This is a genomic window from Azohydromonas caseinilytica, from assembly GCF_012927045.1.
Taxonomy (GTDB): domain Bacteria; phylum Pseudomonadota; class Gammaproteobacteria; order Burkholderiales; family Burkholderiaceae_C; genus Azohydromonas; species Azohydromonas caseinilytica.
In genome coordinates this window covers 164141-186536 of sequence record NZ_JABBFW010000004.1, presented here as the reverse complement: position 1 = coordinate 186536, position 22396 = coordinate 164141, and the positions used below count along the sequence as shown (strand labels likewise).

Sequence of the window (22396 nt, the reverse complement as noted above, 5' to 3'; positions counted from 1 at the left end):
CTCAGGCGTCAGGCAGCAGCGGCTGCAAGGTGTTCAGCAGCTGCCGGCACTCGGATTCCAGGTCGTCGAGCAGCGCCGGCAGGCCCTCGGTGCGCTGCTCGCGCAGGCGCTGCTCGGCGTCGGCGCACAGCTGCGACAGCCGCAGCGCGCCCACGCTCATCGAGGAGGACTTCAGCGTATGCGCCACCATGCGCTGCCCGTCCAGGTCGCCCGCGGCGCGCGCGGCCACCAGCTGCTCCAGCAGCCGCCGCGAGGAGCTGTCGAAGGTCCGCAGCACCTTGGGCAGCAGGCCATGGCGACCGCCGGGATCGAGTTCGTTGAGCCGCTGCAGGGCCTGGGCGTCCAGCGGTGGGCTCAGCGCGGCCAGCAGGGCCTGCGAGGGATCGTTTTCGGTCATGTCGGGCGCTTGCTTGGCGTGTTGCACTGCATTCTGCCGTGCCGGGCGGCAAAGCAGGCAACGGCAAGATTGCGGCCTACTCCGCGGCGCGCCGGGCCACCGGCCGCCACGCGCCGCGCCGCGCCCGGGATCAGCCGCCGATGTAGTTGAACAGCGAGAGCTTCTGCACCGCCGCGTAGGTCTGCAGCGCCATCTCGTAGTTGGTCTTCTGCAGCTGCAGGTCCGCGATGGCCTGGACCGGGTCCAGGTCTTCCGCGACGCTGCGCTGATCCTCGGCCTGGAGCTTGAGGTCGGCGCTGCGATCCTCGGCCGCGTCGGCACGGTTGAGCGCCAGGCCCACGCGGCTGCGCAGCCCGCTCAGCGCGTTCTCCGAGGCCGTGAGCCCCGTGAGCGCGTCGCCCAGCGTCTGGCTCACCTGGGCGTTGGTGCGCCCCGTGGTCTTGAGCTCGGCGATGGCGCGGTCCAGCGTGTCGAAGATGCTCTGCGAGGGCTGCGACATGCGCACGTCGAAGGTGTCGCCGTCGGCGGGCGTGCCGCCGATGCCCAGGCTCATGCCGTCGAACTCGATGCTCTTGGCACCGGAGCCGCTGCCGGTCCAGGTCTGCGCCGGCCCCATGGCCGCGCCGTCCTTGGACACGGTGTAGGTGGTGACGCCACCGACGACGCTGAACTGCACCTGGTAGGTCGTCGTCGGCGCGGTCTGGGCGAAGAAGGTGGACGGGTCGGTGACACGGCCGCCATCGGACGAGGCGGTGGTGCTGTTGGCGTTGGTGGCCTTGAAGAACCCGTTGCCGTCCGGCGCCCGCAGCCAGGCCGACTGCCCGTCCAGGCTCAGCGGCAGGCCCTCGGTGGCGGTGGTCTGGCTGCCGGCCGTGCCGTGGAAGACCACGCCCGCGGCGCCGTCCGTGAACGGCGGCGTGCTCGAGCCCTGGCCGCCGAACAGGAAGTTGCCCGCGCCGTCGTCGCTGTTGGCCAGCGCCAGCAGCTGGTCGCGCAGCGATTGCAGCTGCTGTGCCGTGACGGCGCGCTCGGCGTCGCTGTGGATGCCGTTGCCCGCGCCCACCAGCGTCTCGCGCACCTGGGTCAGCAGCTCGGTGACGTTGCCCAGCGCCGAGTCGGCCTGGTTCATGGCGGCGCGGCTGGCGTTCACGGCACGCTGCTGCGACTCGCTTAGCGCCGCGCGCGCGCGGGCCCGCTCGGCCTGCGCGGCGGCCACCGGATCGTCGCTGGCGCGCAGCACGCGCTTCTGGCTGTCGAGGTGCTCCTGCGCCTCGTTCAGGCGGCGCTTGCGCTCCTGCAGCGAGTTGACGCTGCTCTGGTGGGCGGTAAGGGTGGCGATCCTCATGGCTGGCTCCTGGCCGCGCGGCCGGCGGCGCGGGTGTCGTGGTTCATGTCGAAGTCAAGGGCGATACGGTGGGCGCGAGCGAGGCGGCGCGTCAGCGTCCCGAGGTGGCGTCCAACAGCGCGTCGAACACCGCCTGCGCCGTCTGCAGCACCTTGGCCGCGGCCTGGTAGCTCTTCTGGAATTCCAGCAGCCGCGCCGCCTCCTCGTCGAGATCGACGCCGCTGACCGAATCGCGCCGCTCCAGCGCGGCCGTGGCCGCGGCGGAGGAGATGTCGCTGGCGAACTCCGCGCTCTGCACCCGCGTGCCCACGTCCGCCAGCGCCGCGGCGTAGGCGTCCGTGGCCGTGGCGCCGCCGGTGTTGCCGCCGCTGGTCCAGTCGCGGCCCACCAGCGTTTCGGTGCGCAGCGCGGTCAGCGCCTGCGCGTTGCCGTTGTTCCTGCCGGGGTAGGGGGTGGTCGCGATGCCGATGGTGTCGCCGGCCTTGGGGCTGCCCGAGAGCTTGAGCTCGGCGAAGCCGTCCAGGTCCACGGCCTTGCCGCTGGCCCAGGTGCCCGAGGCCGTGCCGCTGGCCACCACCGTGTTGCTCGCATCCAGCTGCTGCCAGTCGTAGGTGTAGCCGCCGCTGTCGTCGGTGAAGGTCACGGTGCCCTGCAGCTTGCGCGTCGGGTCGAAGCTGCTGGCGGTCACGGTGAGCGAGCCCACCGTGGCGGTGCCGGTGTTGCCGGCCGTGGCCGTGGCCGTGATGGGCGCGGACGCGGCCAGGCCGCGCGGGTTGTCGAGCACGCGGCGGATGTTCAGGGCCGACTGCCCCACGGGCTGCAGCAGGAAGCGGTCGCCCGGCGCCGGAGGGCCGCTGATGGCCAGCGTGAAGCCGGGGTGGAAGTCCGAGGTCGCCGGCGGCGTGACCGTCGCGCGCGTGAAGCTGGAGCCGTCGGCGGAGAGGAAGCGCTCGCCGTCGCTGCCGCGGGTCATGACGAAGCTGCCGTCCGCCTGCGTCTCCAGCGTGTACTCCGCGGCCTCCAGCAGCGAGGCGTCGTCGATGTGGATCTCGACCGTGGCAACGGGGTTGCCCGAGGCGTCGCGGCTGTTGCGCGTGTCGGGCCGGCCCGTCAGCGCGCCGCTCTGCGACTGCTGTACGAAGTCGGTGAACAGCGCCTGCCCGGCGCCGGAGGGGCTGCCCAGGTCCAGGCCGCGGGCCTGCTGCTGGTTCATGCGCGCCGACAGCGCCGTGGCCATCTGGCCCAGGCTGTTGCGCGCGGCCACCAGGTCCTGGTTCTGGAAGCGCAGCATCGCGCCCACGGAGCCGCCGGCCGACAGCGCCGTGCTGTCGAGCCGGATCACGGTGCCGTTGGCCTCGCGCAGTCCCAGCGTGGCGCGCGAGGGGTCCAGGCTGTCGGACTGCACTTCCAGCTTGGCGGCCTCCTTGCCCAGCACCAGGCGCTGGCCGCCGGCGGTGAACACGCCCACCGAGCCGTCGTCCGCGGCGATGGTGGTGATCGGCAGGAAGCCGCTGAGCTCCTGGAGCATCTGGTCGCGCTTGTCCAGCAGGTCATTGGGCGCCTGGCCCTGCGCCTGCAGCCCGGCAATTTCCTGGTTGAGCCGGGCGATGTTGCCGCTGAGCTGGTTGATGCTGCTCACCGAGTTGCGCAGGTCCGTCACCACGCCGGACTGCAGCGCGTCGATGTGCTCGCCGGCGGTGGCGAAGCGCTGGGCCAGCTCGTCCGCGCGCGCCAGCACTGCCTCGCGCGCGCTGGTGTCGGCGGGATAGCTCGCCAGGTCGGAGAAGGCGCTGAAGAGATCGGTCACGGCCTGGCCCACGCCGCCTTCGCCGGTGGGGAAGGCATCCTCCAGGCTCGACAGCAGCTCCAGGTGCGTGCTGTCCAGCGCGGCCAGCGAGGTCGAGGACCGGGCCTCGCGCGTGAGGAACTCGCTGTGCGCGCGGCTGACGGTCGTGACGTTGACGCCCGCGCCGATGAAGCCCGCGCCGGCGCGCCTGCCCATCACGGCCTCCTGTTCCACCCGCTGGCGCGAATACCCCTGCACGCTGGCGTTGGCGACGTTGTGGCTGGTGGTCTGGAGGGCGGCGTAGCTGGCGCTCATCGCGCGCCCGGCAATGGAGAACAGGGAGATGGCCATGCGGGGGTTCCGTTCTTGTTCGGTTGTGCTGTCAGATCAGCGCGCGCTGCAGCCGCAGCGTGGTGTTGATGACGCGGCCGAGCTTGTCGGCGTAGGCCGGGTCGGTGGCGTAGCCCGCGCGCTGCAATCCCTGCGCGAAGCCCTGGGCGCTGCCGGCATTGGCCAGCACCGGCGCGTAGCGCGGGCTCGTCTTCATCAGGCGCGCGTAGTCGGCGAAGGACTCCTCGCGGCTGGCGTAGGCGCGGAAGCGCGCCACCACCGAGCGCGGCTGCCCGTCCACGTATTCCGTGGTGCGCACTTCGGCCACCGCACCCTTCCAGCCCGGGCCGGCCTTGATGCCGAACAGGTTGTTCGAGGCGCTGCCGTCGGCCATGCGGATGTCGCGCCGGCCCCAGCCGGTCTCGTGCGCGGCCTGCGCGATCATGAACGCCGCCGGGATGCCGGTGCTGGCCTCGGCCGCGCGCGCGGCGTTGAGGTTGGCGGCCACGAACTCCTGCGCCTTGGCGTTACCGGACACGGCGTCGCCCGGCGTCGCGGCGGCGGCGTTGCCGTCGCGCACTGGCGCGCCGGCCGCCCGCGCGGGCAGCGGCGCGGCCACGGCGCCGCTGGCGTCCTGCGCACGCGACAGTCCCATGCCGCGCTCGATCTGGCGCGCGATGGCGTCGGCCAGCCCGCCGGGCAGCCCGCTGACCTGGGTCGCGATCTGCTTGTCCAGCAGCTCGTTGCCGAGCTGCGTGCCCTCGTTGTCGAGCAGCCCGCTGGCCTCGGTCGAGGCGCGCATGCTCTTCATGAGCTCCTGCATGAACAGGGCCTCGAACTGCTTGGCCACCGCCTTGGCCGCGCCGCGCGGGTCGCGCGCGGCGCTGCTGCGCAGCGAGTCCAGGGAGCGCGAGTCGGCGGCCAGCCCCACGGGCGCGGCGCTGCTGGGCGGAAGGGCCATCAGGCGTTCCCCCCGGCGACGGATGCGCGGCTCGGATGCATCAGATCACCTCCAGTTCGGCATTGAGGGCGCCGGCCGTCTTCATGGCCTGCAGGATGGCCAGCAGGTCCTGCGGCGTGGCGCCGAGCAGGTTGAGGGCCTTGACCACGTCGGCCAGCCGCGCCCCCGCGGGCAGCTCCACCAGCGCCCCGCCCTGCTGCGTGATGGAGATGTCGGACTTCTGCGTCACCACCGTCTGGCCCTGCCCGAACGGGTTGGGCTGGCTCACCTGGGGCGTGGTGTTGATGGTCACCGACAGGCTGCCGTGCGCCACGGCGCAGGCGCCCAGCGTCACGGCCTCGTTCATCACCACCGAGCCGGTGCGCGCGTTGAGCACCACCTTGGCCGCCGGCCGCGCCAGCTCGACCTGCAGGTTCTCGATGTCGGCCAGGAAGGCCACGCGCGCGTCGGGGCTCACGGGCATGCGCACGCGCACCACGCGGCCGTCCAGCGCCTGCGCCGTGCCCTCGCCCTTGGCGCGGTTGATGCTGCGCGCCACCTGGCGCGCGGTGTCGAAATCGGCCGCATTGAGGCCCAGGTGCAGCGCGTCGCCCTGCTGCAGCGGCGTGGCCACCTCGCGCTCGACGGTGGCGCCCTCGGGGATGCGCCCGGCGCTGAGGTGGTTGATCTGCACCTTGGAGCCGTTGGCCGAGGCGCCGGCGCCGCCCACCACCAGGTTGCCCTGCGCCAGGGCGTAGATCTGGCCGTCGGCGCCCTTGAGCGGCGTGGCCACCAGCGTGCCGCCGCGCAGGCTCTTGGCGTTGCCCATCGAGGAGACGTTGACGTCGATGGCCTGGCCCGGCAGCGCGAACGGCGGCAGCACCGCCGTCACCATCACCGCCGCCACGTTGCGCAGCTGCATGTTGGTGCCCGGGGGCACCGTCACGCCCATCTGCTGCAGCATGGCGTTGAGGCTCTGCGTGGTGAACGGCGTCTGCGTGGTCTGGTCGCCGGTGCCGTCCAGGCCCACCACCAGGCCGTAGCCCACGAGCTGGTTGTTGCGCACGCCCTGCACGGCGGCGATTTCCTTCAGGCGCACGGCCTGGGCCGCGTGCGGCAGCGCCAGCAGCAGCGCGCCCAGCAGGGCCGTGGCGGGCAGCAGGCGCTGCAGCGGGCGGAAGAGGTGGAACATCACGACAAGGCTCAGAAAGGCAGCACGCTGAGGAAGAAGCGACCCAGCAGCCCCATGAGCTGCGCGTCGGCCTGCTGGCCGCGGCTGCGGTGCTCCAGGCGCACGTTGGCGATGCGCGAGCTGGGCACGACGTTGCCGGCCAGGATGGCGCGCGGATCGACCTGGCCCGAGAAGCGCAGCACGTCCACGTTGGCATTGACGCCGATCTGCTTCTCGCCCGTGATCAGCAGGTGCCCGTTGGGCAGCACGCCCGTGACCATGGCGGTGATGGTCCCGGAGAAGTCGTTGCTGCTCTCGGTGGCGCCCTGGCCGGCGAAGGTGTTGCTGGAGTTGGCCCCGGCGCCCAGCCGGCCCAGCAGCGGCGAGTCGCGGTTGATCAGCGGCAGCGAGCTCACGCCGGCGCTGACCTGCCCGCTCTTGTCCACGGAGCTGGTGGACTTCTGGCTGGCGCTGACGGCCTCGACGATCTGCACCGTCAGCGTGTCGCCGGGCAGCCGCGCGCGGTGGTCCTCGAACAGCGGCCGGTAGGCGCCGGCCTGGAAGATGGCGCCGTTGGCGGTGGCCGGCGGCGGCGCCACCTGGGGCAGCACCGGGTGGGTGTCGGGCATGTCCACGCGCGGGGCGCGGTACTCGTCCACCGAAGCGCAGCCCGCCAGCGCCAGCAGCGCGACACCGGGCCAGTGGCGCAGGTACTTCATGAATCGGCCTCGTGCGGACAGGCGCATCAGCTTCAGAGCTGGGACAGCTTGGCCAGCATCTGGTCCGAGGTCGAGACCGCCTTGGAGTTGATCTCGTAGGCGCGCTGGGTCTGGATCATCGTCACCAGCTCCTCCACCACGCTGACGTTGGAGGTCTCGACGAAGCCCTGCTGCAGCCCGCCCAGGCCGTTGCCGTTGGGCGCGCCGGTGGTGGGCGTGCCCGAGGCGGCCGTCTCGACGAAGAGGTTCTGGCCCTGCGGCTCCAGTCCCGGCGGGTTGACGAACTGCGCCAGCTGCAGCTGCCCCAGCTGCTGCGGCGCGGCCTGGCCCGGGATGGTGGCGCTGACGATGCCGTCGGCCGAGATCGAAACCTTGGTGGCGTTGGCCGGCACGGTGATGCCGGGCTGCACCGGGTAGCCGTCGTTGGTGACGATCTGGCCGTTGGCGTCGAGCTGGAAGGCGCCGTCGCGCGTGTAGGCCGTGGTGCCGTCAGGCATCTGGATCTGGAAGAAGCCCCGGCCCTTGATGGCGATGTCCAGGTCCCGGCCGGTGTCCTGCAGGTTGCCCGTGGTGAAGTTGCGCACCGTGGCCACCGGGCGCACGCCCAGGCCGAGCTGCAGCCCCGTGGGCAGCTGCGTCTGCTCGGTGCTGGCCGCGCCGCTCTGGCGCAGGTTCTGGTACATCAGGTCCTCGAACACGGCGCTGGTGCGCTTGTAGCCGTTGGTCGAGACGTTGGCCAAGTTGTGCGTGATGACGTCCAGCCGGGTCTGCTGGGCTTCCATACCGGTCTTGGCGATCCACAGCGAACGGATCATGGGAAGTTCTCCTCGAAGGTGCGGGCGATCTTCCCGCGCCGGCGGCCCCGGGCAGCGTGCGAAAAGGGCCGTGTTTGCTCTGCATATCGGCCGCGCCGCGCCCTTCTTGAGCCGGGGCGTGAACTGCGCACGCCTACGAAGCGCGAACGCCGCCCGGCGGGGGCGGCGTGGCGGCGCGCGGCGCGGCGCGGCGCGGGTCGGACGGCGCTCAGCCGCCGCTGCTGGACAGCAGCTTCTGCGCCGTCTGCTCCTGGCGCTCGATGGTCTGCATCAGCTTGAGCTGCTGCTCGAACTGGCGCGAGGCGGCGATCATGGCCACCATGGTCTCCACCGGGCTGACGTTGCTGCCCTCCAGCGCCCCGTCGGCGAGCCGCGCGCCGGGGTCGGCGGGTAGGTCGCCGGCGGCGCCGCGGAACAGCCCGTCGGTGCCGCGCACCAGCGGCGCATCGGGCGTGACCAGCTTGAGCCGGCCCACCGTGGTGGTGCGCCCGTCGGTGCCGGTGGCGCTGATCGTGCCGTCGCTGCCGATGGCCAGCGTGGTGTCGGGCGGCACCGTCACCGGGCCGCCGTCACCCAGCACGGGCAGGCCGTTGCGGGTGACGAGCGTGCCCTGCGCATCCACCTCCAGCGAGCCCGCGCGGGTGTAGGCCTCGGTGCCGTCCAGGCCCTGCACCGCCAGCCAGGACTGGCCCACCATGGCCACGTCCAGGTTGCGCCCGGTGGTCTGCACCGGGCCCGGCTCGGGGTTGTAGCCCACGGTGGTCTCCAGCGCCGGCACGCGGGTGCTGGCGCCGTCGCCGTTGATGGGCACCGCGCGGAAGGCGGCCATTTCGGCGCGGAAGCCGTTGGTCGAGACGTTGGCCAGGTTGTTGGCCAGCACCTCGTGGCGCTGCAGCGCCGCCTTGGCTCCGGACATGGAGAGATAGATCACGCGGTCCATGCCGGCGCCTTCCTTTGTGTTGCTGTGCTTGCGGTGCGGGCTTCAGCGCTCAGCGCAGGTTGACCAGCGTCTGCATGATCTGGTCCTGCGTCTTGATCGTCTGGGCGTTGGCCTGGTAGGCGCGCTGCGCCGTGATCATGTTGACCAGCTCGTTGGCGATGTCCACGTTGGACTCCTCCAGCGCGCTGGCGCGCAGCTTGCCCACCACGCCGTTGCCCGGCACGCCGCGCACGGGGTCGCCCGCGGCCGGGGCCGCGGCCCACAGGTTGCCCGACATCGGCTGCAGGCCCTGCGGGTTGCGGAACTTGGCCAGCTCCAGCTGCCCCACGGCCAGGCTCTTGCCGTTGGTGTACTGCGCCAGCACCGTGCCGTCGGCCTGGAAGCTCACGCCCGAGAGGCTGCCCGGGGCGTAGCCGTCCTGCACCGGGTCGTTGACCGAGAAGCTGGAGGACTGCTGCCGGAAGCCCGAGAGATCGAACTTGCTCAGGTCGATCTGCATCGTCGCCGGCGTCGTGCCGCTGGCGGGCACGGCAGCGATGGTCAGCGGGGTCGCGGCCGTGACGGCGGGCCAGCTGGTGCTGGCGACCGCGGTGCCGTCGGCGGTGAACGTCATCGTCCCCAGCTGCCCCGTCCCCGCCGCGCCGTCGAATTTCTGGCCGTTGGCGGTCAGGTACACATCCCACTCGTTGGCCACGGGCGTCTTGCGGAAGTAGTAGTTCAGCGAAACGGCCTCGCCCTTGGCGTCGTAGATCGTCTGCGAGGTGGCGTTGGTGTAGGTGCTGGGATCGGTGGGATCGAAGGTCGTGGCGGCCGGGACCGCGGTCGCGCCCGACTTCAGGTTGCCCGCCAGCGTGATCTCGGTCGTGGCGCGGGCCGCCAGGGGGGCCGTGGGCAGGCGCAGGGCCTGGAGCGCGCCGGGCACGATCTGGCCGGTGGCGTTGGCCGGGTAGCCCAGCAGGTTCAGGCCGTCGTTGTTGACGATCTCGCCGTTGTCGTTGACCTTGAACTGGCCGTTGCGGGTGTACATCACCGGGTTGACGCCGTCGCTGACCTGGAAGAAGCCCTCGCCGCTGATGGCCAGGTCGGTCGGCACGCCGGTGTCGGAGATGTTGCCCTGCGTGAACTGCTGCGACACGGTGTCCACGCTCACGCCGGCGCCCACCTGCGTCATCACGGCACTGCCCAGCGCCGAGGTGTACATGTGCGAGAACTCGGCACGCGAGGTCTTGGCCCCGTAGGTGCCGGCGTTGGCAATGTTGTTGCCGATGACTTCCAGGTTCTTGCTGGAGGCATTGAGGCCGGAGAGGCCCTGTTGGAAGCTGCTCATGGCGTTTCCTTGTTCTTCAGTTGAAGGCCTTGACGGCGTCGTAGTTCACGGTCCCGCTGCGGGTGAGCTGGAGCTGCAGCGTCTGTCCGCTGGTGCTGACCGACTCCACCAGGTCGCTCATGAGCGCCGTGGTGGTCACGTTGGCGGCACCGCTGGTGGCGGTGACGCGGAAGCTCTCGGCACCGACGATGCCGGCGGTATTGGCCCACTGGAAGGTGTGGCGCCCGGCGGCCTGCGTGCCCAGCTGCATCGTCGCCAGCACATGGCCGGCGCCATTGAGGATGTCCACCTTCACCTGGTCGGCCGCGCTGCCTATTTCGAAGCCGCCTTCGAACTGGGTGCGCTCGGTGTTGACGGCGGTGAGCTTGTTGCCCGCCACCACCACGGTGTTGCCCACCAGGCTGGCGCCCTGCAGCGCCTGCATGCGCATGAACTGCGCATTCAGCGCGGCAATGGAGTCGTTGACCTTCTCCAGCCCCGTGACGGTGTTGATCTGCGCCATCTGGCTGGTGATCTGCGCGTTGTCCGTCGGGTTGAGCGGGTCCTGGTTCTGCATCTGCGCCACCAGCAGCGTCAGGAAGCGGTCCTGGCTGCCGGCTTCCATGTTCTTCTTGGTGGAGGAGCTGGAGCTGGTGCTGCTCTGGGACAGGGCCGCGAACGGGTTGGTGGCGGTGGTGGTGGCGGTGGTGCTCATGCGGGGCGGGCCTCGGGCGTTGCCGGTGGCGAAGGTGGCGGGGTCAGGACTGGCCCAGCTGCAGCGTCTTGAGCAGCAGGCTCTTGGCGGTGTTCATGACCTCGATGTTGTTCTGGTAGGAACGCGAGGCCGAGATCATGTTGACCATCTCCTCCACCGGGTTGACGTTGCTGAAGGTCACGTAGCCCTCGCCATCGGCGGCCGGATGCTTGGGGTCGTAGACGCGGCGCCCGGGCGTGTCGTCCTCGGTGACGGAGCTCACGCGCACGCCGGCGTTGCCCTGCGCGCCCAGCAGCTCGGTCTGGAACGTCACCATGCGCGCCTTGTAGGCCTTGCCGTCGGGGCCGGCCACGGTGTCGGCGTTGGCCAGGTTGGAGGAGACGACGTTCAGGCGCTGGCTCTGCGCACTCACGGCGCTGCCGGCCACGTTGAGGATGTTGAGCAGGCTCATGCGACGGTTCTTGCGGCGATGTGGAAAGGATGCGGACGCAGCGGGCAGGAGCCGCTCACTGGCCCTTGATGGCGTCGAGCGTGGTGCGCACGCTGGAGTTGATGAAGCGCAGCGTCGCCTCGTACTTGATGCTGTTGTCGGCGAAGGCCGCGCGCTCGCGGTCCATGTCCACGGTGTTGCCGTCCAGGCTGGTCTGCGAGGGCGTGGCATAGCCGAGCCGGCCTTCGCGGCCCAGGGTGCTGGTGACGACGTCGCCACGCAGGTGCCCCAGCGCCGTGGTGCTCAGCTGCAGCGTGGAGAAGGTGGTGGACGCGCCCTGGCCGGTGGCTTCGCGCAGCGCCTGCGCGAAGTTCATCTCGCGCGCCTGGTAGCCGGGGGTGTCGGCATTGGCAATGTTGCTGGCCAGCACGCGCTGGCGCTCGGAACGCAGCACCAGGGCCTCGGATTGGAAATTGAGGGTGTCGGTGAGGCGGTTGAGCATGGGCGGGCGCGGGTCTTCGAGTGCGTCGCATTGTGGGCAGCCCCTTCGTGGCCCACCGGCGGAATAAGCGGCAGGAACCGGGCGCAATTCCGGCTCATGTTTTCGGCGAGGCGGCCATACAGTGGCTTCGTGAACATGCTGCGCCCCCTCCTGCTCGTCGCCTTCGGCCTGTCGGCCGCGGCCGGGGCCTGGGCGCAAGTGCCCGCGCCGGCCACGGCGTCGGTGCTGGACCCGGCGCTGCTGGAGCGCGTGCGCGGCCTGGCGCAACAGGGGGCGCAGGCCGGCGCGGCCGAGGTGCCCGGCGCGCGCGTGGTGGTGGAGCTGGGCACGCTCGATCCGCGCCTGCGCCTGGCGCCCTGCGCCCAGGTGCAGCCCTACCTGCCCAACGGCCAGCGCATGTGGGGCCGCGCCCGCATCGGGCTGCGCTGCACGCAGGGCGCGGCGTGGAACGTGTTCCTGCCAGTGAGCGTCAAGGTGTTCATGCCCTCGCTGGTGCTGACCCAGTCGCTGCCCGCGGGCACGCTGCTGGACGCCACGCACCTGGGCAGCGAGGAGGTGGACGTGGCCGCCGGCAGCAGCCCCGCCGTGACGCGGGCCGAGCAGGCGCTGGGGCGCACCCTCACCCGCGCCATGGGCGCCGGGGACGCGCTGCGCCGCGCCGACCTGCGCGCGCGCCAGTGGTTCGCCGCCGGCGACACGGTGCGCGTGGTGGCCCAGGGCGACGGCTACAGCGTCAGCGGCGAGGCCCAGGCCATGGGCCCCGGCCTGGAAGGCCAGGCCGTGCGGCTGCGCACCGACAGCGGCCGCATCGTCAGCGCCATGCCCGTGGCGCCGCGCCAGGCCGAGGTGACGCCATGAGCCGGCCCGCATCCGCCACCCTCTTGCGTCCTGGTGGCGCGCCCGGCGCATTGGCCCTGCTGCAGCGGGCCATGGCCGAGCCACCTAAAGTTCTCCGGGTTGAATCCGATACAACGGATATGTTGTATGGGCCCACCCTGGCCCGTACCCGGAGACGCACCATGAAAATCGGCCCTTTCGCTAACTCGTCCGCCCGTTCCGTCACGACCGGCGAGCGCCCGGCTGCGCGTCCGACCTCCGCAGCCAAGTCCTCCGATCCCACATCCGGCAGCACCCAGGTGGCGTTGTCCGAGTCCGCCGCCTCGCTGCTCGACGTGGCGGACACCAGCTTCGACGCCGAGAAGGTGGAGCGCATCGCGCAGGCCATCCGCGACGGCTCCTTCCGCATCAACGCCGGCGCGATCGCCGACAAGCTCCTCGACAACGCCCAGGAACTACTGGTGCGTTCCCAGCACTGACCCACCTCCGCAGCACCCATGAACAGCCCCATCGCCGACCACACGTCCACCGCCGCTGAGCTTGAAGGCACGCTGGCCGTGCTGGAGGCGAACCTGATGGGGTTGAGCGACTCCCTGCGCGACCACGACGCCGCCGCGATGGAGCGCCAGGCCGAGCAGCTGCACCAGGCGCTGGCCACCGCCGTGCATCGCTTCGCCCAGGCCGCGCGCAGCGGCGCCAGCGTGCCCCCGGCCCTGCGGCTGCGTCTGGCGCGCGCGGGCAGCCAGGTGGCGGCGCAGCGCGAAGCGCTGGCGCGTGCCACCGCCGCGCTGGACCGGGCCATCGACGTGCTGCTGCCCGGGCTCAACACCGGCTCCGTGTACGGCACCAGCGGCAGCGCCGACCGTCCCGGGCGCAGCGGCATGGTCCAGGCCTGAGCCGCCGCGGGCCGCCCGGCCCGGCTCTGCTTCCACGAGAAAGGCCCGCATCCGCGGGCCTTTTTCATGGCGGGCCCGGGCGACCCGACACCCCGACTTCCCGGCGGCCTCATTCCAGCCCTTCTTTGCTTGTGAAATGACCCGTTCGTCCTGAGGTATCGAAGGACGAATCCGACAGGCTGCGATGGCGGCACCACGGTAGGGGCCGTTCATCCTTCGATACCTCAGGACGAACGGAATACTTCACTGACAAGCGAAAGTTCATTCACTGCGACGGCGGCACCAGCCGCCAGACCTGCGTGCGCACGTCGTTGTGGTTGTTGTCGCTGGAGGTGCTGATGTAGAGCGCGCCGTCGCTGCCCTGTGCCAGGTTGCGCAGCCGCACGTCGAGGCCCTCCAGCAGCGGCGTGACCGCGCGCACGGCGTTGCCCGTGCCGGTGAGCTGCAGCACCAGCAGACGCCGCCCCGACAGCTGCCCGATCACCAGCGCGCCGCGCCAGTCCTTCCAGGCCGCTCCGGTGAGGAAGGCGCCGCCGCCCGTGCCGCGCGCGGGCAGGCCCGAGCGCCAGGCCGGGCGCAAGGCCTCGGGGTAGAGCCGGGTGTCGGTCATGTTGGTGCCGGCGTAACCACAGTAGGTGAGCACCTGGCCGTCGGGACAGCGCGCGTCCGGGCTGTCCAGCGGGCGCGGGCGCGGGTCCCAGCCGCCGTTGCCCGCACGCAGCGGCGTGACCTCGTCGTTGCTGCCCGGGCCATGCTCGATCAGGTAGGGACGCGCCGTGCCCGGCTGCACCGCCAGGCCCTGCGGGTTGCGCAGGCCCAGCACCCAGATGCGCGGATCGGCCCCGGCCGGCGCCTGGCCGGCCGCCGCCGGGCGCCCTTCGCGATCCACGCGCAGCACCTTGCCGCCCAGCGAGCCCGGGTCCTGCGGCACCGGGCCCGCGCGCAGGTCGCCCGTGGAGATGAGCAGGTCGGTGCCGCTGAAGGCCAGCGCGCCGCCCGAGTGCTGGCCCACCAGCCCGGGCTCGCTCTGGAACGGGATGCCGGTGACGATGTCCTTGCGCGACTCCACGCCGCTCCAGTCCGGCTTGACGCGCAGGCGCACCACGCGGTTGTCGCGCGTGCCGCCGGCATCGGAGGCCATGAACACGTAGAGCCGGCGGTTGCGGACGAAATCCGGGTCCAGCGCCAGTCCCAGCATGCCGCTGTTGGTGGCGCTCACGAAATCGCGCGGCGCGAACAGCCTGCGGCGCTGGCCATCGGGCATGCGCGCCCACAGGCCATGGCCACGCTCGGTGTAGAGCAGCACGCCCTCGGGGGCGAAGGCCATGGCCCAGACCTCGAAGACGCCGCGCATGAACACCTCGCGCACCAGCGCCGGCGCGCCCGGCGGCAGCGCCTGGGCGGACAGCTGCAGCCCGGCGAAGCCCGTGGCCTGCACGTCCATCGTCTGCTCGCCTTCGGCCGGGCCCAGGGTCCAGCGCCCCGGGCTGGCGCGGCCCTTGGCGTCGCTGACGGCGCTGGCGCGCTCGATGCGCCCGCCGTCCTGGACCGTGAAGCTCACCGGCACGCCGGCCACCGGCCGGCCGTCGGCGTCGAGCACGTACACCGCGGGCGGCCTCGGCAGCGCGGAGGACACCGGCGCCATCTGGTGGTCGTTGGCCTCGGGCACTTCGAGCCGGGCGCCGTCGGACAGCGCGGTGGCCCGGATCACGGCCTCGGGCAGGCCCGGCGTGCTGGCCGACAGGCGCTGGCGTCCGGGCAGCGGCCCCAGCGTCCAGCTGCCCAGCCGGGCATTGCCCTGGTCGTTCGTGCGCACGTAGGCGCCGGTGATCGTGCCCCCGCCGTCCACCACCCGGAAGCGCACGGGCACGCCCACCACGGCCACGCCGGCGCTGTCCACCACCCGCACCATCGGCGCCACGGGCAGCCGGGTGTTCACCGGCGCGCCCTGGCCCTGGCCCTGCACCACGCGCAGCAGCGCCGGCACGCCGGCGGCCTCGGCCACCAGCCGCCAGGCCTGGGTGCAGTCCGCGCTCAGGGCCTGCGCCAGCGCCGGCGCACCATCGGCATCCTCGGCCGCCGCCAGCGCCTGGCCGTCGAGGCTCGACACCAGCCGCACCCAGCCGTCGCCCAGCGGCTGCAGCCGCACGCGCTGGCCGGGCAGCTCGGCCCAGGGCTCCTGGCGGAACCCCGCCGGCACCGCGCCGCCGTCCAGCGCCAGCTCGCTGTGCTGCGCCGTGAGCCGGTAATCGCCGCCGGGCAGGCGCTCCAGGCGCCAGCGCTGCTGCGCCAGCGACTGCCAGCGCCCCAGTTGCAGCGCCGCCTGGGGCTGGGTGGCGCCGTCGCGCACCTCCAGCACACGGGCGCTGCACTGGTTCTCCAGCCGGTACAGCCCATCCGCGGGCGCGACGGCATCGGCGGGAACCGCCGGAGATGCAGGAATTGCCGCAGCGACTGCCGCGGGCTCATGAGCCGGATCGCCGCCCGCGCCGGCCGTGCCCGCGGCAGCCACGGCGCCGGTCAGCACGAGAACGACGCGCGGCCACGCCTGCCAGTGCCCAGCGAAACGCATGCCATGCCCCCAGAACCCCATTGCGGACAGGGGCAGGCGGCAAGGTGTGTGCCGCGCGCGGAGTCCGGCACGCCCGAAAGGGGGGCGGCCCGGCCTCCAGGTCGCCCGGGCGTTGACATGGGCACGGCAGCGGCGCCGGCGGCCGCGGCGGGCCGGACGGTGCGGTCCGGCGCGGGCCTTACCAGTCGCGCAGCTTGGCGCGCAGCCGGGCGATGCTCTGGCTGTGGAGCTGGCACACGCGCGACTCGGTGACGCCGAGCACGGCGGCGATCTCCTTGAGGTTCATGTCGTGCTCGTAGTACATGCTCATCACGTACTGCTCGCGCTCGGGCAGGTTCTCGATGGCGGCCACGAGCGCCTCGCGCATGCGGCGGTCCTGCAGCCGCGCCATGGGGTTGGCTTCGGCATCGCCGACATGGCGGTCCAGGAACTCGTCCTCGCCGTCGCCGCCGCCGCTGCTCATGTCCTCCAGGTACAGCAGCTGCGTGCCGCGCACCTTGCCCAGCAGCTCCTGGTACTCGCCCAGCGGCAACCCCATCTCGGCGGCGATCTCGCTCTCCAGCGGCGGGCGCCCGAGGCGGTGCTCCAGGCGGTGCACGGCCGTCTCGATCTCGCGCTGCTGGCGGCGGTTGCCGCGGCTCATCCAGTCGGCCCCGCGCAGCTCGTCGAGCATGGCGCCGCGGATGCGCTGGGTGGCGAAGGTCTCGAACTGCACGCCCTGGTTGGCATCGAAGCGCCCCAGCGCGTCGTTGAGGCCCATCATGCCGACCTGGATCAGGTCCGCGACCTCGACGTTGGCAGGCAGCTTGGCGATCATCTGGTGCGCCAGGCGGCGCACCAGCGGGCTGTACTGCACGAGCAGCTGGTTGTGCTCCAGGTGGCCTTTGGCGGTGTACATCTTGGCGTTGCGGGGCGTCATAGGTTGCGCGCGGGAGAGGTCACCGCCCGGTCGGCACCACCGCCGCCCAGGGGCCACTTCCCTGTCTCCAGTTCTTCTTGCTCCAGCAGCGCCGCGGCCAGCCGCGCCAGGGCCGCGGGTACGGCGCCGGGCGGCATGTCGCGCGCCGGGTCCACGGCCACGCCTTCGCGCAGCCCCATGCCGAGCCGGGTGCGCGCGCAACCGGCAAGGTGGCGCGCCGCACGCGCGGCCTGCGGCGACGAGACGGGCGTGCCCAGCAGCAGGTCGAACTGCGTGCAGTGGTGGCGCGAGGCCAGCAGCCGCAGGCTCGCCAGCGCGTGCGTGAGGCTGTCGGCGTCCTCGGCGGCCAGCACCAGCGGCTGCAGCGCGCGGCCGTCGAAAAAGCGGCTGAGCTCGGCCGCGCCGGCATGCACCAGCAGCACGTCGGCCTGCGGCGTGGCCGCGGCCAGCTGCAGCAGCCACTGCGCCGCGTTGCGCGGCGTCTGCGCCAGGCGCGGCGGCAGGCCGCGCGCGCCCAGGTACGACAGCGCGTCGCTGAGCCGCTCGATGCCCAGCGCCGGGTCCTCCAGCACCGCCGGCGCGGGCGTGGGGGCGTTGTCGGCCGCGTCCACCACCAGCGTGTGGCAGCCTTGCGCCGCCAGGGCCGCGGTGAGCCGCTCCAGCAGCACGCCGGCGCTGAGCACATGCGGATTGGCGGCCACGGCCACGTGGCGCTGGTGGGTGCCGCCGCTGAAGAGGCGGCGCAGCCCGGCGGCCTGGTCGGTACGCTCGCTCAGCGTCTGGGGGGGGCGGGCAACCATACTGCGCATCCCGCGGGCTCCTTCAAGCCATCGCCGGCGCCGGCCCCGCGCTGCCCGCGCCCGAGAACACCAGGTTCACGTCGTCGGCCTGCATGCGGAACACGCCCGCGCCGCCGGCACGCAGCGCGCGCTGCACCAGCGACTGCGCCGACAGGCGATGCCAGTCCTCGGGCACGCGCTGCCCGTTGGCCACGCCCATGACGCGCATGCGGTGGCGGATGAGCGCGTCCAGCGCCGGCGCGAGCTTCACCGCCTCGTCGAGCTTGGACAGGATCACGCCGTGGCACTGCGCCGCGCGCCAGGCGTACATCACGTCGTCGATGGTCTCGGCCTGCGCCGCGGCGTTGACCACCAGCAGCCGGCGGATCGACGGATGCACCAGCATCTCCAGCAGCTCGCGCGTGCGCTCGTCGCGCTGCGCCATGCCCGCGGTGTCGATGATCACCATCTTCTTGCCGCCCAGCAGCGACAGCAGGTCCTCCAGCGAGGCCCGGTCATGCGCCGTGTGCACCGGCACGCCCAGGATGCGGCCGTAGGCGCGCAGCTGCTCGTGCGCGCCCACCCGGTAGGCATCGAGCGTGATCAGCCCCAGCTGCCCCGGGCCATGGCGCGTGGCGCAGGCCGCGGCGAGCTTGGCGGTGGTGGTGGTCTTGCCCACGCCGGTGGAGCCGATGAGCGCGTACACGCCCCCCGTCTCCTCCAGCGGCACCTCGGCCTCGGGGTCGCGCAGGTTGCGCTGCAGCACGCCCGCGGCCCAGGCCAGCGGGTCGGCCACGTCCTGCGGCAGGCCCTGGGTGAGCTTGCGGATCAGCGCGGGCGAGAAGCCGCAGTCCAGCAGCCGCTGCGTCAGGGCCGACTGCGCCGGGCTGCGCTGGAGCTGGTCGGCGAAGGCCATGGCGTCGAAGCGCTGCTCGATGATGCCGCGCATGGAGCGCAGCTCGTTGAGCACCTCCATCTGCTCGCGGCGCAGGTCGGCCACGTCGGGCAGCTCGGCCAAGTCCAGCGCGGGCCGCGGCGCGGGCGTGGCCGGCTGCGGCCGCAGCGCCTCGGCCACCGGCACCGCGCGCGGCATCGCGGCCGCGGCCAGCATCCGCACCGGCATGGCCGGCAGCTGGGCCGCGAAGGCCGGCGCCGGGGCCGCCATCGGCACGACCGAGGCCGAGGGCACGGCGGCGGCCGCGGCCCGGGCCGACACCGCCGGCGCGGCCGCCGGGACCGCAGCCACCGGGCGTCCCATCTCGGCCTGGCGGCGCTTGAGCATGCGCTCGCGCACGTAGTCCTGGAACGACAGCGTGCTCATCGAGGCCACGTCGGGCTGGGCCGGCTCGCCCTGGGGCTGCGCCGCCTGGGCCTGCAGCGGCGGCTGCGCGGGCGCGGGCGCGGCGGCCTCGGGCTCGGTCCGGGCCGGCAGCCCGGGGGTGAAGGTTTCGAGCTGGCGCACGGTCTCGTGCGGCATGGCCAGCATCTCCACGCCTTCGGCGCAGGGCCGCGTGGACAGCACCACGGCGTCGTCGCCGAAAGCTTGCCGCACCAGTTGCAGGGCCTCGCGCGGACTGCGCGCGGTGAAGCGTTTGACGTTCATGCTGTGCCCCCGATGATCGAGGCGATACGGATGGAATGGGTTTCAGGAATCTCGCTGTGCGCCAGCACCTTCAGGCGCGGCGCGGCGCGGCGCAGCAGCCGCGCCAGGGGGGCGCGCAGCGGGTCGGGCACCAGCAGGCACGCCGGCGCGCCCAGCTCCTCCTGGCGCTGCGCGTTCTCGGCGGCGCCGCGGCTCAACGCCTCGGCCACGCCGGGGTCCAGCGCCGGGCCGTTGGGCGAGTTCAGCGCCTGCGCCACCAGCCGCTCCAGGCCGGGGTCCATGGCGATCACGTCGAGCTCGCGCACGGGGCCGTAGATCTGCTGCACGATGGCCGGGGCCAGGTGCACGCGCACGCGGCGCGCGAGCTCGGCGGGGTCCGTGGCGGCCGTCGTGTTCTCCGCCAGGCACTCCACGATGGAGCGCATGTCGCGGATGTGCACGCCTTCCTCCAGCAGCAGCTGCAGCGTCTTCTGCAGCACCGGGATCGCCACGGTCTTGGGAATCACGTCTTCGATGAGCTTGGGCGCGAGCTTGGTCACGTGGTCGACCAGCTGTTGCGTCTCCACGCGGCCCAGCAGCCTTGCCGCGTGGACCTGCATCAAGTGTGAGAGGTGGGTGGCCACCACGGTCGAGCAATCAACCACGGTAAAGCCGCTCATTTGGGCCAGCTCGCGGTGGCGCTCCTCGATCCAGACCGCGGGCAGCCCGAAGGCCGGGTCGGTGGTCGTGGTGCCGGGCAGCTGCTGCGTGGCGCCGCCGGGGTTGATGGCCATGAGCATCCCGGGGAAGGCCTCGCCCTCGCCCACCACCGCGCCGCGCAGCGTCATGCGGTAGACGCTCGGGCGCAGCTCCAGGTTGTCGCGGATGTGCACCGCCGGGGGCAGGAAGCCCACGTCCTGCGCGAACTTCTTGCGCACGCCCTTGATGCGCGCGAGCAGGTCGCCGCCGCGCGACTTGTCCACCAGCGTGATGAGCCGGTAGCCCACCTCCAGGCCCAGCGTGTCCACGGGCACGAGGTCGTCCCAGGACGCCTCGGCATCGGCCGCGGGCACGGCCTCGGCCGCCGCCTGCGGCTGCAGGGCGCGGCGCAGCGCCTGCTGGTGCTGGCGCCAGGCCGCGAAGCCCAGCGCCGCGGCCAGCAGCCAGAACACCAGGTGCGGCATGCCGGGGATGAGGCCCAGCCCGCCCACGATGCCCGCGGCCATGCCCAGCGCGCGCGGCGAGCCGAAGAGCTGGCCGCCGATCTGGCTGCCCACGTCGGCGTCCTTGCCCACGCGCGACACCACCATCGCCGCGGCCACCGAGATCAGCAGCCCCGGGATCTGCGCCACCAGCGCGTCGCCCACGGCCAGCAGGATGTAGGAGTCGGCCGCCTGCCCCGCGCTCAGGCCGTGCTGCACCATGCCGATGGTGAAGCCGCCGACGATGTTGATGAACAGGATCAGCAGCCCCGCGATCGCGTCGCCGCGCACGAACTTGCTGGCACCGTCCATGGAGCCGAAGAACTCGGCCTCGTCGCCCACCTCGGCGCGGCGGCGCTTGGCCTCCTTCTCGTCGATGAGGCCGGCATTGAGGTCGGCGTCGATGGCCATCTGCTTGCCGGGCATCGCGTCCAGCGTGAAGCGCGCGCCGACCTCGGCGATGCGCTCGGCGCCCTTGGTGACGACGATGAAGTTGATCACCACCAGCACCGCGAACACGATCAGGCCCACGGCGAAGTTGCCGCCGATGAGGAAATGGCCGAAGCTTTCGATGACGCGGCCAGCGGCGCCCGCGCCGGTGTGGCCGTTGAGCAGCACCACGCGCGTGGAGGCCACGTTGAGCGACAGCCGCAGCAGCGTCGTGACCAGCAGCACCGCGGGAAACGACGCGAAGTCCAGTGGCTTGACCATGCTGGAGGCCACCAGCATCACCATCAGCGCCAGCGCGATGTTGAAGGTGAACAGCACGTCCAGCAGGAACGGCGGCAGCGGCAGCACCATCATGGTCAGCACCAGGACCATGAACAGCGGCGCCGCCAGCGTGCGCACGAAGCCCGGCTTCACGCCCAGCATCGCTTGCAGCCGAGCGAGATAAAGGTTCATAGGGCGGGATTGTTCCGGGGCGGCGCCGGAACTTGAGCCGGATTAGCAGGCCGAAAAGGGCGCTGTTCGCGGCGACCGGCGCCGGTCCTGATCCAGCGCAAACGGCGACTCGGCCCGGCCCGCGGCGCTCAGCGCGCGGCCTTGGCCAGCGGGTCCAGCTCCGCGGGCACGGACACCTCGGGCACCGCCGCGGGCATGGCCCCCTGGCCGGCCAGGGCCGCGCGCAGCTGGTACACGTAGGCCAGCACCTGCGCCACCGCGGCGAAGAGCGCGGCGGGGATCTCGCGCTCGAGCTCGGCATGGGCGTGCAGCGCGCGCGCCAGCGGCGGCGCCTCCAGCACCGGCACCTGGTGCTCGCGCGCGATGTCGCGGATGCGCTGCGCCACCAGGTCCGTGCCCTTGGCCACCACGCGCGGCGCGCCCATGCTCGTCTCGTCGTACTTCAGCGCCACGGCATAGTGCGTCGGGTTGGTCACCACCAGGTCGGCCTCGGGCACCGCGGCCATCATGCGCCGGCGCGACATCTCGCGCATGCGCTGGCGGATGCGGCCCTTGATCTCCGGGTTGCCCTCGGCCTGCTTGTGCTCTTCCTTGAACTCCTGGTGGCTCATGCGCAGCCGCTTGAGCAGCATGAAGCGCTGCAGCGGCACGTCCACCAGCGCGAACAGCGCCAGCGCCCCCACCAGCAGCGCCAGCCCGCCATAGAGCTGCGCGCCGGCCTCGGCCAGCGCCGCGGGCAAGGCCAGCGCCAGCAGCGACATGAAGTCCGGCAGGTGCGCGCGCACATAAAAGGCGCCGATCAGGCCCAGCAGCAGCGCCAGCAGGCAGGCCTTGAGCGTCTGGGTCAGCTGCTCCTTGGAGAACAGCCGCCCCACGCCCGTGATCGGGTTGAGCCGCGTGAAGTCGGGCTGCAGCGCCTGCAGGGTGAAGTTCCAGCCTCCGCCGCCCATGGCCGCGGCCACCGCCACCAGCGTGACCAGCAGTCCGAGGCCCAGCAGCAGCACCAGCATCTGCAGCCCCAGGCCGACCAGCCGCTCCAGCATCACGTCCGGGCTGGCCAGCGCCCGCGCATCGAAGCGCAGCGCCTGCGCCAGCAGCCCGCGCAGCCAGCCCGCCAGCGGCTGCGCCAGCGCCACCAGCGCCGCGCCGCCCGCGGCCAGCACCGCGAAGTGGCCCAGGTCGCGCGAGCGCGCCACCTGGCCCTGCTCGCGGGCCTTGCGGATCTTGCGTTCGGAAGCGGGTAACTGGCGGTCCTGGCCGCCCTCGTTGGCCATGGCGGTCGGACCTCGTGGAACAGGCCGTCATGGTGC

Annotated in this window: 21 protein-coding genes; 3 read left to right on the top strand and 18 right to left on the bottom strand. The window is 72.4% G+C overall.

Annotated features, from left to right (window positions below):
- Nucleotide 1: 1 nt before the first annotated feature.
- The 12 genes from HHL10_RS07985 to flgB form a co-directional block, all read right to left on the bottom strand.
- Nucleotides 2–397: an Hpt domain-containing protein gene (locus HHL10_RS07985; protein ID WP_169159822.1), complete on the bottom strand. Its 396-nt coding sequence runs from the start codon at nt 395–397 to the stop codon at nt 2–4.
- A gap of 130 nt (nt 398–527) precedes the next feature.
- Nucleotides 528–1742 carry a flagellar hook-associated protein FlgL gene (flgL, locus tag HHL10_RS07980; protein WP_169159821.1) on the bottom strand — a complete coding sequence of 405 codons (1215 nt, stop codon included), beginning with the start codon at nt 1740–1742 and terminating at the stop codon, nt 528–530.
- 91 nt (nt 1743–1833) lie between these two features.
- Nucleotides 1834–3879, bottom strand: a complete 2046-nt coding sequence (gene flgK / locus HHL10_RS07975; RefSeq protein WP_169159820.1) for a flagellar hook-associated protein FlgK — start codon at nt 3877–3879, stop codon at nt 1834–1836.
- A gap of 31 nt (nt 3880–3910) precedes the next feature.
- The gene (gene flgJ / locus HHL10_RS07970) at nt 3911–4819 is read right to left on the bottom strand and encodes a flagellar assembly peptidoglycan hydrolase FlgJ (RefSeq protein WP_169159819.1); all 909 of its coding nucleotides are present in this window, start codon (nt 4817–4819) and stop codon (nt 3911–3913) included.
- A gap of 40 nt (nt 4820–4859) precedes the next feature.
- Nucleotides 4860–5990: a flagellar basal body P-ring protein FlgI gene (locus HHL10_RS07965; RefSeq protein WP_169159818.1), complete on the bottom strand. Its 1131-nt coding sequence runs from the start codon at nt 5988–5990 to the stop codon at nt 4860–4862.
- An 11-nt stretch (nt 5991–6001) separates the two neighbouring features.
- On the bottom strand, nt 6002–6688 hold the full coding sequence (locus tag HHL10_RS07960) for a flagellar basal body L-ring protein FlgH (RefSeq protein WP_169159817.1): 687 nt from the start codon (nt 6686–6688) through the stop codon (nt 6002–6004).
- 32 nt (nt 6689–6720) lie between these two features.
- On the bottom strand, nt 6721–7503 hold the full coding sequence (gene flgG / locus HHL10_RS07955; RefSeq protein ID WP_169159816.1) for a flagellar basal-body rod protein FlgG: 783 nt from the start codon (nt 7501–7503) through the stop codon (nt 6721–6723).
- A gap of 208 nt (nt 7504–7711) precedes the next feature.
- Nucleotides 7712–8443, bottom strand: coding sequence for a flagellar basal-body rod protein FlgF (gene flgF / locus HHL10_RS07950; RefSeq protein WP_169159815.1), 732 nt, complete (start codon nt 8441–8443; stop codon nt 7712–7714).
- 49 nt (nt 8444–8492) lie between these two features.
- Complete coding sequence (gene flgE / locus HHL10_RS07945; RefSeq protein WP_169159814.1) at nt 8493–9770, bottom strand: flagellar hook protein FlgE; 1278 nt, start codon at nt 9768–9770, stop codon at nt 8493–8495.
- Nucleotides 9771–9786: 16 nt separating this feature from the next.
- The gene (locus HHL10_RS07940; RefSeq protein ID WP_169159813.1) at nt 9787–10464 is read right to left on the bottom strand and encodes a flagellar hook assembly protein FlgD; all 678 of its coding nucleotides are present in this window, start codon (nt 10462–10464) and stop codon (nt 9787–9789) included.
- A 43-nt stretch (nt 10465–10507) separates the two neighbouring features.
- On the bottom strand, nt 10508–10915 hold the full coding sequence (gene flgC, locus HHL10_RS07935) for a flagellar basal body rod protein FlgC (RefSeq protein WP_169159812.1): 408 nt from the start codon (nt 10913–10915) through the stop codon (nt 10508–10510).
- Nucleotides 10916–10970: 55 nt separating this feature from the next.
- Nucleotides 10971–11396 carry a flagellar basal body rod protein FlgB gene (gene flgB / locus HHL10_RS07930; protein ID WP_169159811.1) on the bottom strand — a complete coding sequence of 142 codons (426 nt, stop codon included), beginning with the start codon at nt 11394–11396 and terminating at the stop codon, nt 10971–10973.
- 135 nt (nt 11397–11531) lie between these two features.
- On the opposite strand from flgB, the gene flgA reads away from it, so the two are divergent.
- The 3 genes from flgA to HHL10_RS07915 all read left to right on the top strand — a co-directional run bounded on the left by flgA (nt 11532) and on the right by HHL10_RS07915 (nt 13129).
- Nucleotides 11532–12254, top strand: a complete 723-nt coding sequence (gene flgA / locus HHL10_RS07925) for a flagellar basal body P-ring formation chaperone FlgA (protein WP_169159810.1) — start codon at nt 11532–11534, stop codon at nt 12252–12254.
- Between the two features lie 161 nt (nt 12255–12415).
- The gene (flgM, locus tag HHL10_RS07920; RefSeq protein ID WP_169159809.1) at nt 12416–12712 is read left to right on the top strand and encodes a flagellar biosynthesis anti-sigma factor FlgM; all 297 of its coding nucleotides are present in this window, start codon (nt 12416–12418) and stop codon (nt 12710–12712) included.
- Nucleotides 12713–12730: 18 nt separating this feature from the next.
- Nucleotides 12731–13129, top strand: a complete 399-nt coding sequence (locus HHL10_RS07915) for a hypothetical protein (protein ID WP_169159808.1) — start codon at nt 12731–12733, stop codon at nt 13127–13129.
- Nucleotides 13130–13394: 265 nt separating this feature from the next.
- Here the strand turns inward: HHL10_RS07915 and HHL10_RS07910 are convergent, their stop codons facing one another.
- From HHL10_RS07910 to flhB, 6 genes are all read right to left on the bottom strand, one after another.
- Nucleotides 13395–15701 (bottom strand): PQQ-dependent sugar dehydrogenase, encoded by a 2307-nt coding sequence (locus HHL10_RS07910; RefSeq protein WP_169159807.1) that lies wholly within the window; start codon nt 15699–15701, stop codon nt 13395–13397.
- A 178-nt stretch (nt 15702–15879) separates the two neighbouring features.
- Nucleotides 15880–16599: an RNA polymerase sigma factor FliA gene (locus tag HHL10_RS07905; protein WP_169159806.1), complete on the bottom strand. Its 720-nt coding sequence runs from the start codon at nt 16597–16599 to the stop codon at nt 15880–15882.
- 17 nt (nt 16600–16616) lie between these two features.
- On the bottom strand, nt 16617–17420 hold the full coding sequence (locus HHL10_RS07900) for a flagellar biosynthesis protein (protein ID WP_169159805.1): 804 nt from the start codon (nt 17418–17420) through the stop codon (nt 16617–16619).
- A 22-nt stretch (nt 17421–17442) separates the two neighbouring features.
- A complete protein-coding gene (flhF, locus tag HHL10_RS07895; RefSeq protein WP_169159804.1) occupies nt 17443–19002 on the bottom strand; it encodes a flagellar biosynthesis GTPase FlhF in 1560 nt (519 codons plus the stop codon).
- Nucleotides 18999–21086 carry a flagellar biosynthesis protein FlhA gene (flhA, locus tag HHL10_RS07890; protein ID WP_169159803.1) on the bottom strand — a complete coding sequence of 696 codons (2088 nt, stop codon included), beginning with the start codon at nt 21084–21086 and terminating at the stop codon, nt 18999–19001. The genes flhF and flhA overlap by 4 nt, the downstream gene beginning before the upstream one ends.
- Before the next feature lie 128 nt (nt 21087–21214).
- Nucleotides 21215–22360, bottom strand: a complete 1146-nt coding sequence (flhB, locus tag HHL10_RS07885) for a flagellar biosynthesis protein FlhB (protein ID WP_169159802.1) — start codon at nt 22358–22360, stop codon at nt 21215–21217.
- Nucleotides 22361–22396: the final 36 nt, after the last annotated feature.

What these genes read in the sequence shown, in the direction of transcription:
- flgJ (WP_169159819.1), bottom strand. Translation starts at nt 4,819, where the DNA reads ATGGCCCTTCCGCCCAGCAGCGCCGCGCCCGTGGGGCTGGCCGCCGAC.
- flgM (WP_169159809.1), top strand. Translation starts at nt 12,416, where the DNA reads ATGAAAATCGGCCCTTTCGCTAACTCGTCCGCCCGTTCCGTCACGACC.
- HHL10_RS07905 (WP_169159806.1), bottom strand. Translation starts at nt 16,599, where the DNA reads ATGTACACCGCCAAAGGCCACCTGGAGCACAACCAGCTGCTCGTGCAG.
- HHL10_RS07985 (WP_169159822.1), bottom strand. Translation starts at nt 397, where the DNA reads ATGACCGAAAACGATCCCTCGCAGGCCCTGCTGGCCGCGCTGAGCCCA.
- HHL10_RS07960 (WP_169159817.1), bottom strand. Translation starts at nt 6,688, where the DNA reads ATGAAGTACCTGCGCCACTGGCCCGGTGTCGCGCTGCTGGCGCTGGCG.
- HHL10_RS07965 (WP_169159818.1), bottom strand. Translation starts at nt 5,990, where the DNA reads ATGTTCCACCTCTTCCGCCCGCTGCAGCGCCTGCTGCCCGCCACGGCC.
- flgK (WP_169159820.1), bottom strand. Translation starts at nt 3,879, where the DNA reads ATGGCCATCTCCCTGTTCTCCATTGCCGGGCGCGCGATGAGCGCCAGC.
- flhB (WP_169159802.1), bottom strand. Translation starts at nt 22,360, where the DNA reads ATGGCCAACGAGGGCGGCCAGGACCGCCAGTTACCCGCTTCCGAACGC.
- HHL10_RS07915 (WP_169159808.1), top strand. Translation starts at nt 12,731, where the DNA reads ATGAACAGCCCCATCGCCGACCACACGTCCACCGCCGCTGAGCTTGAA.
- flgB (WP_169159811.1), bottom strand. Translation starts at nt 11,396, where the DNA reads ATGCTCAACCGCCTCACCGACACCCTCAATTTCCAATCCGAGGCCCTG.
- HHL10_RS07910 (WP_169159807.1), bottom strand. Translation starts at nt 15,701, where the DNA reads ATGCGTTTCGCTGGGCACTGGCAGGCGTGGCCGCGCGTCGTTCTCGTG.
- flhA (WP_169159803.1), bottom strand. Translation starts at nt 21,086, where the DNA reads ATGAACCTTTATCTCGCTCGGCTGCAAGCGATGCTGGGCGTGAAGCCG.
- flhF (WP_169159804.1), bottom strand. Translation starts at nt 19,002, where the DNA reads ATGAACGTCAAACGCTTCACCGCGCGCAGTCCGCGCGAGGCCCTGCAA.
- flgC (WP_169159812.1), bottom strand. Translation starts at nt 10,915, where the DNA reads ATGAGCCTGCTCAACATCCTCAACGTGGCCGGCAGCGCCGTGAGTGCG.
- flgE (WP_169159814.1), bottom strand. Translation starts at nt 9,770, where the DNA reads ATGAGCAGCTTCCAACAGGGCCTCTCCGGCCTCAATGCCTCCAGCAAG.
- flgG (WP_169159816.1), bottom strand. Translation starts at nt 7,503, where the DNA reads ATGATCCGTTCGCTGTGGATCGCCAAGACCGGTATGGAAGCCCAGCAG.
- HHL10_RS07900 (WP_169159805.1), bottom strand. Translation starts at nt 17,420, where the DNA reads ATGGTTGCCCGCCCCCCCCAGACGCTGAGCGAGCGTACCGACCAGGCC.
- flgA (WP_169159810.1), top strand. Translation starts at nt 11,532, where the DNA reads ATGCTGCGCCCCCTCCTGCTCGTCGCCTTCGGCCTGTCGGCCGCGGCC.
- HHL10_RS07940 (WP_169159813.1), bottom strand. Translation starts at nt 10,464, where the DNA reads ATGAGCACCACCGCCACCACCACCGCCACCAACCCGTTCGCGGCCCTG.
- flgF (WP_169159815.1), bottom strand. Translation starts at nt 8,443, where the DNA reads ATGGACCGCGTGATCTATCTCTCCATGTCCGGAGCCAAGGCGGCGCTG.
- flgL (WP_169159821.1), bottom strand. Translation starts at nt 1,742, where the DNA reads ATGAGGATCGCCACCCTTACCGCCCACCAGAGCAGCGTCAACTCGCTG.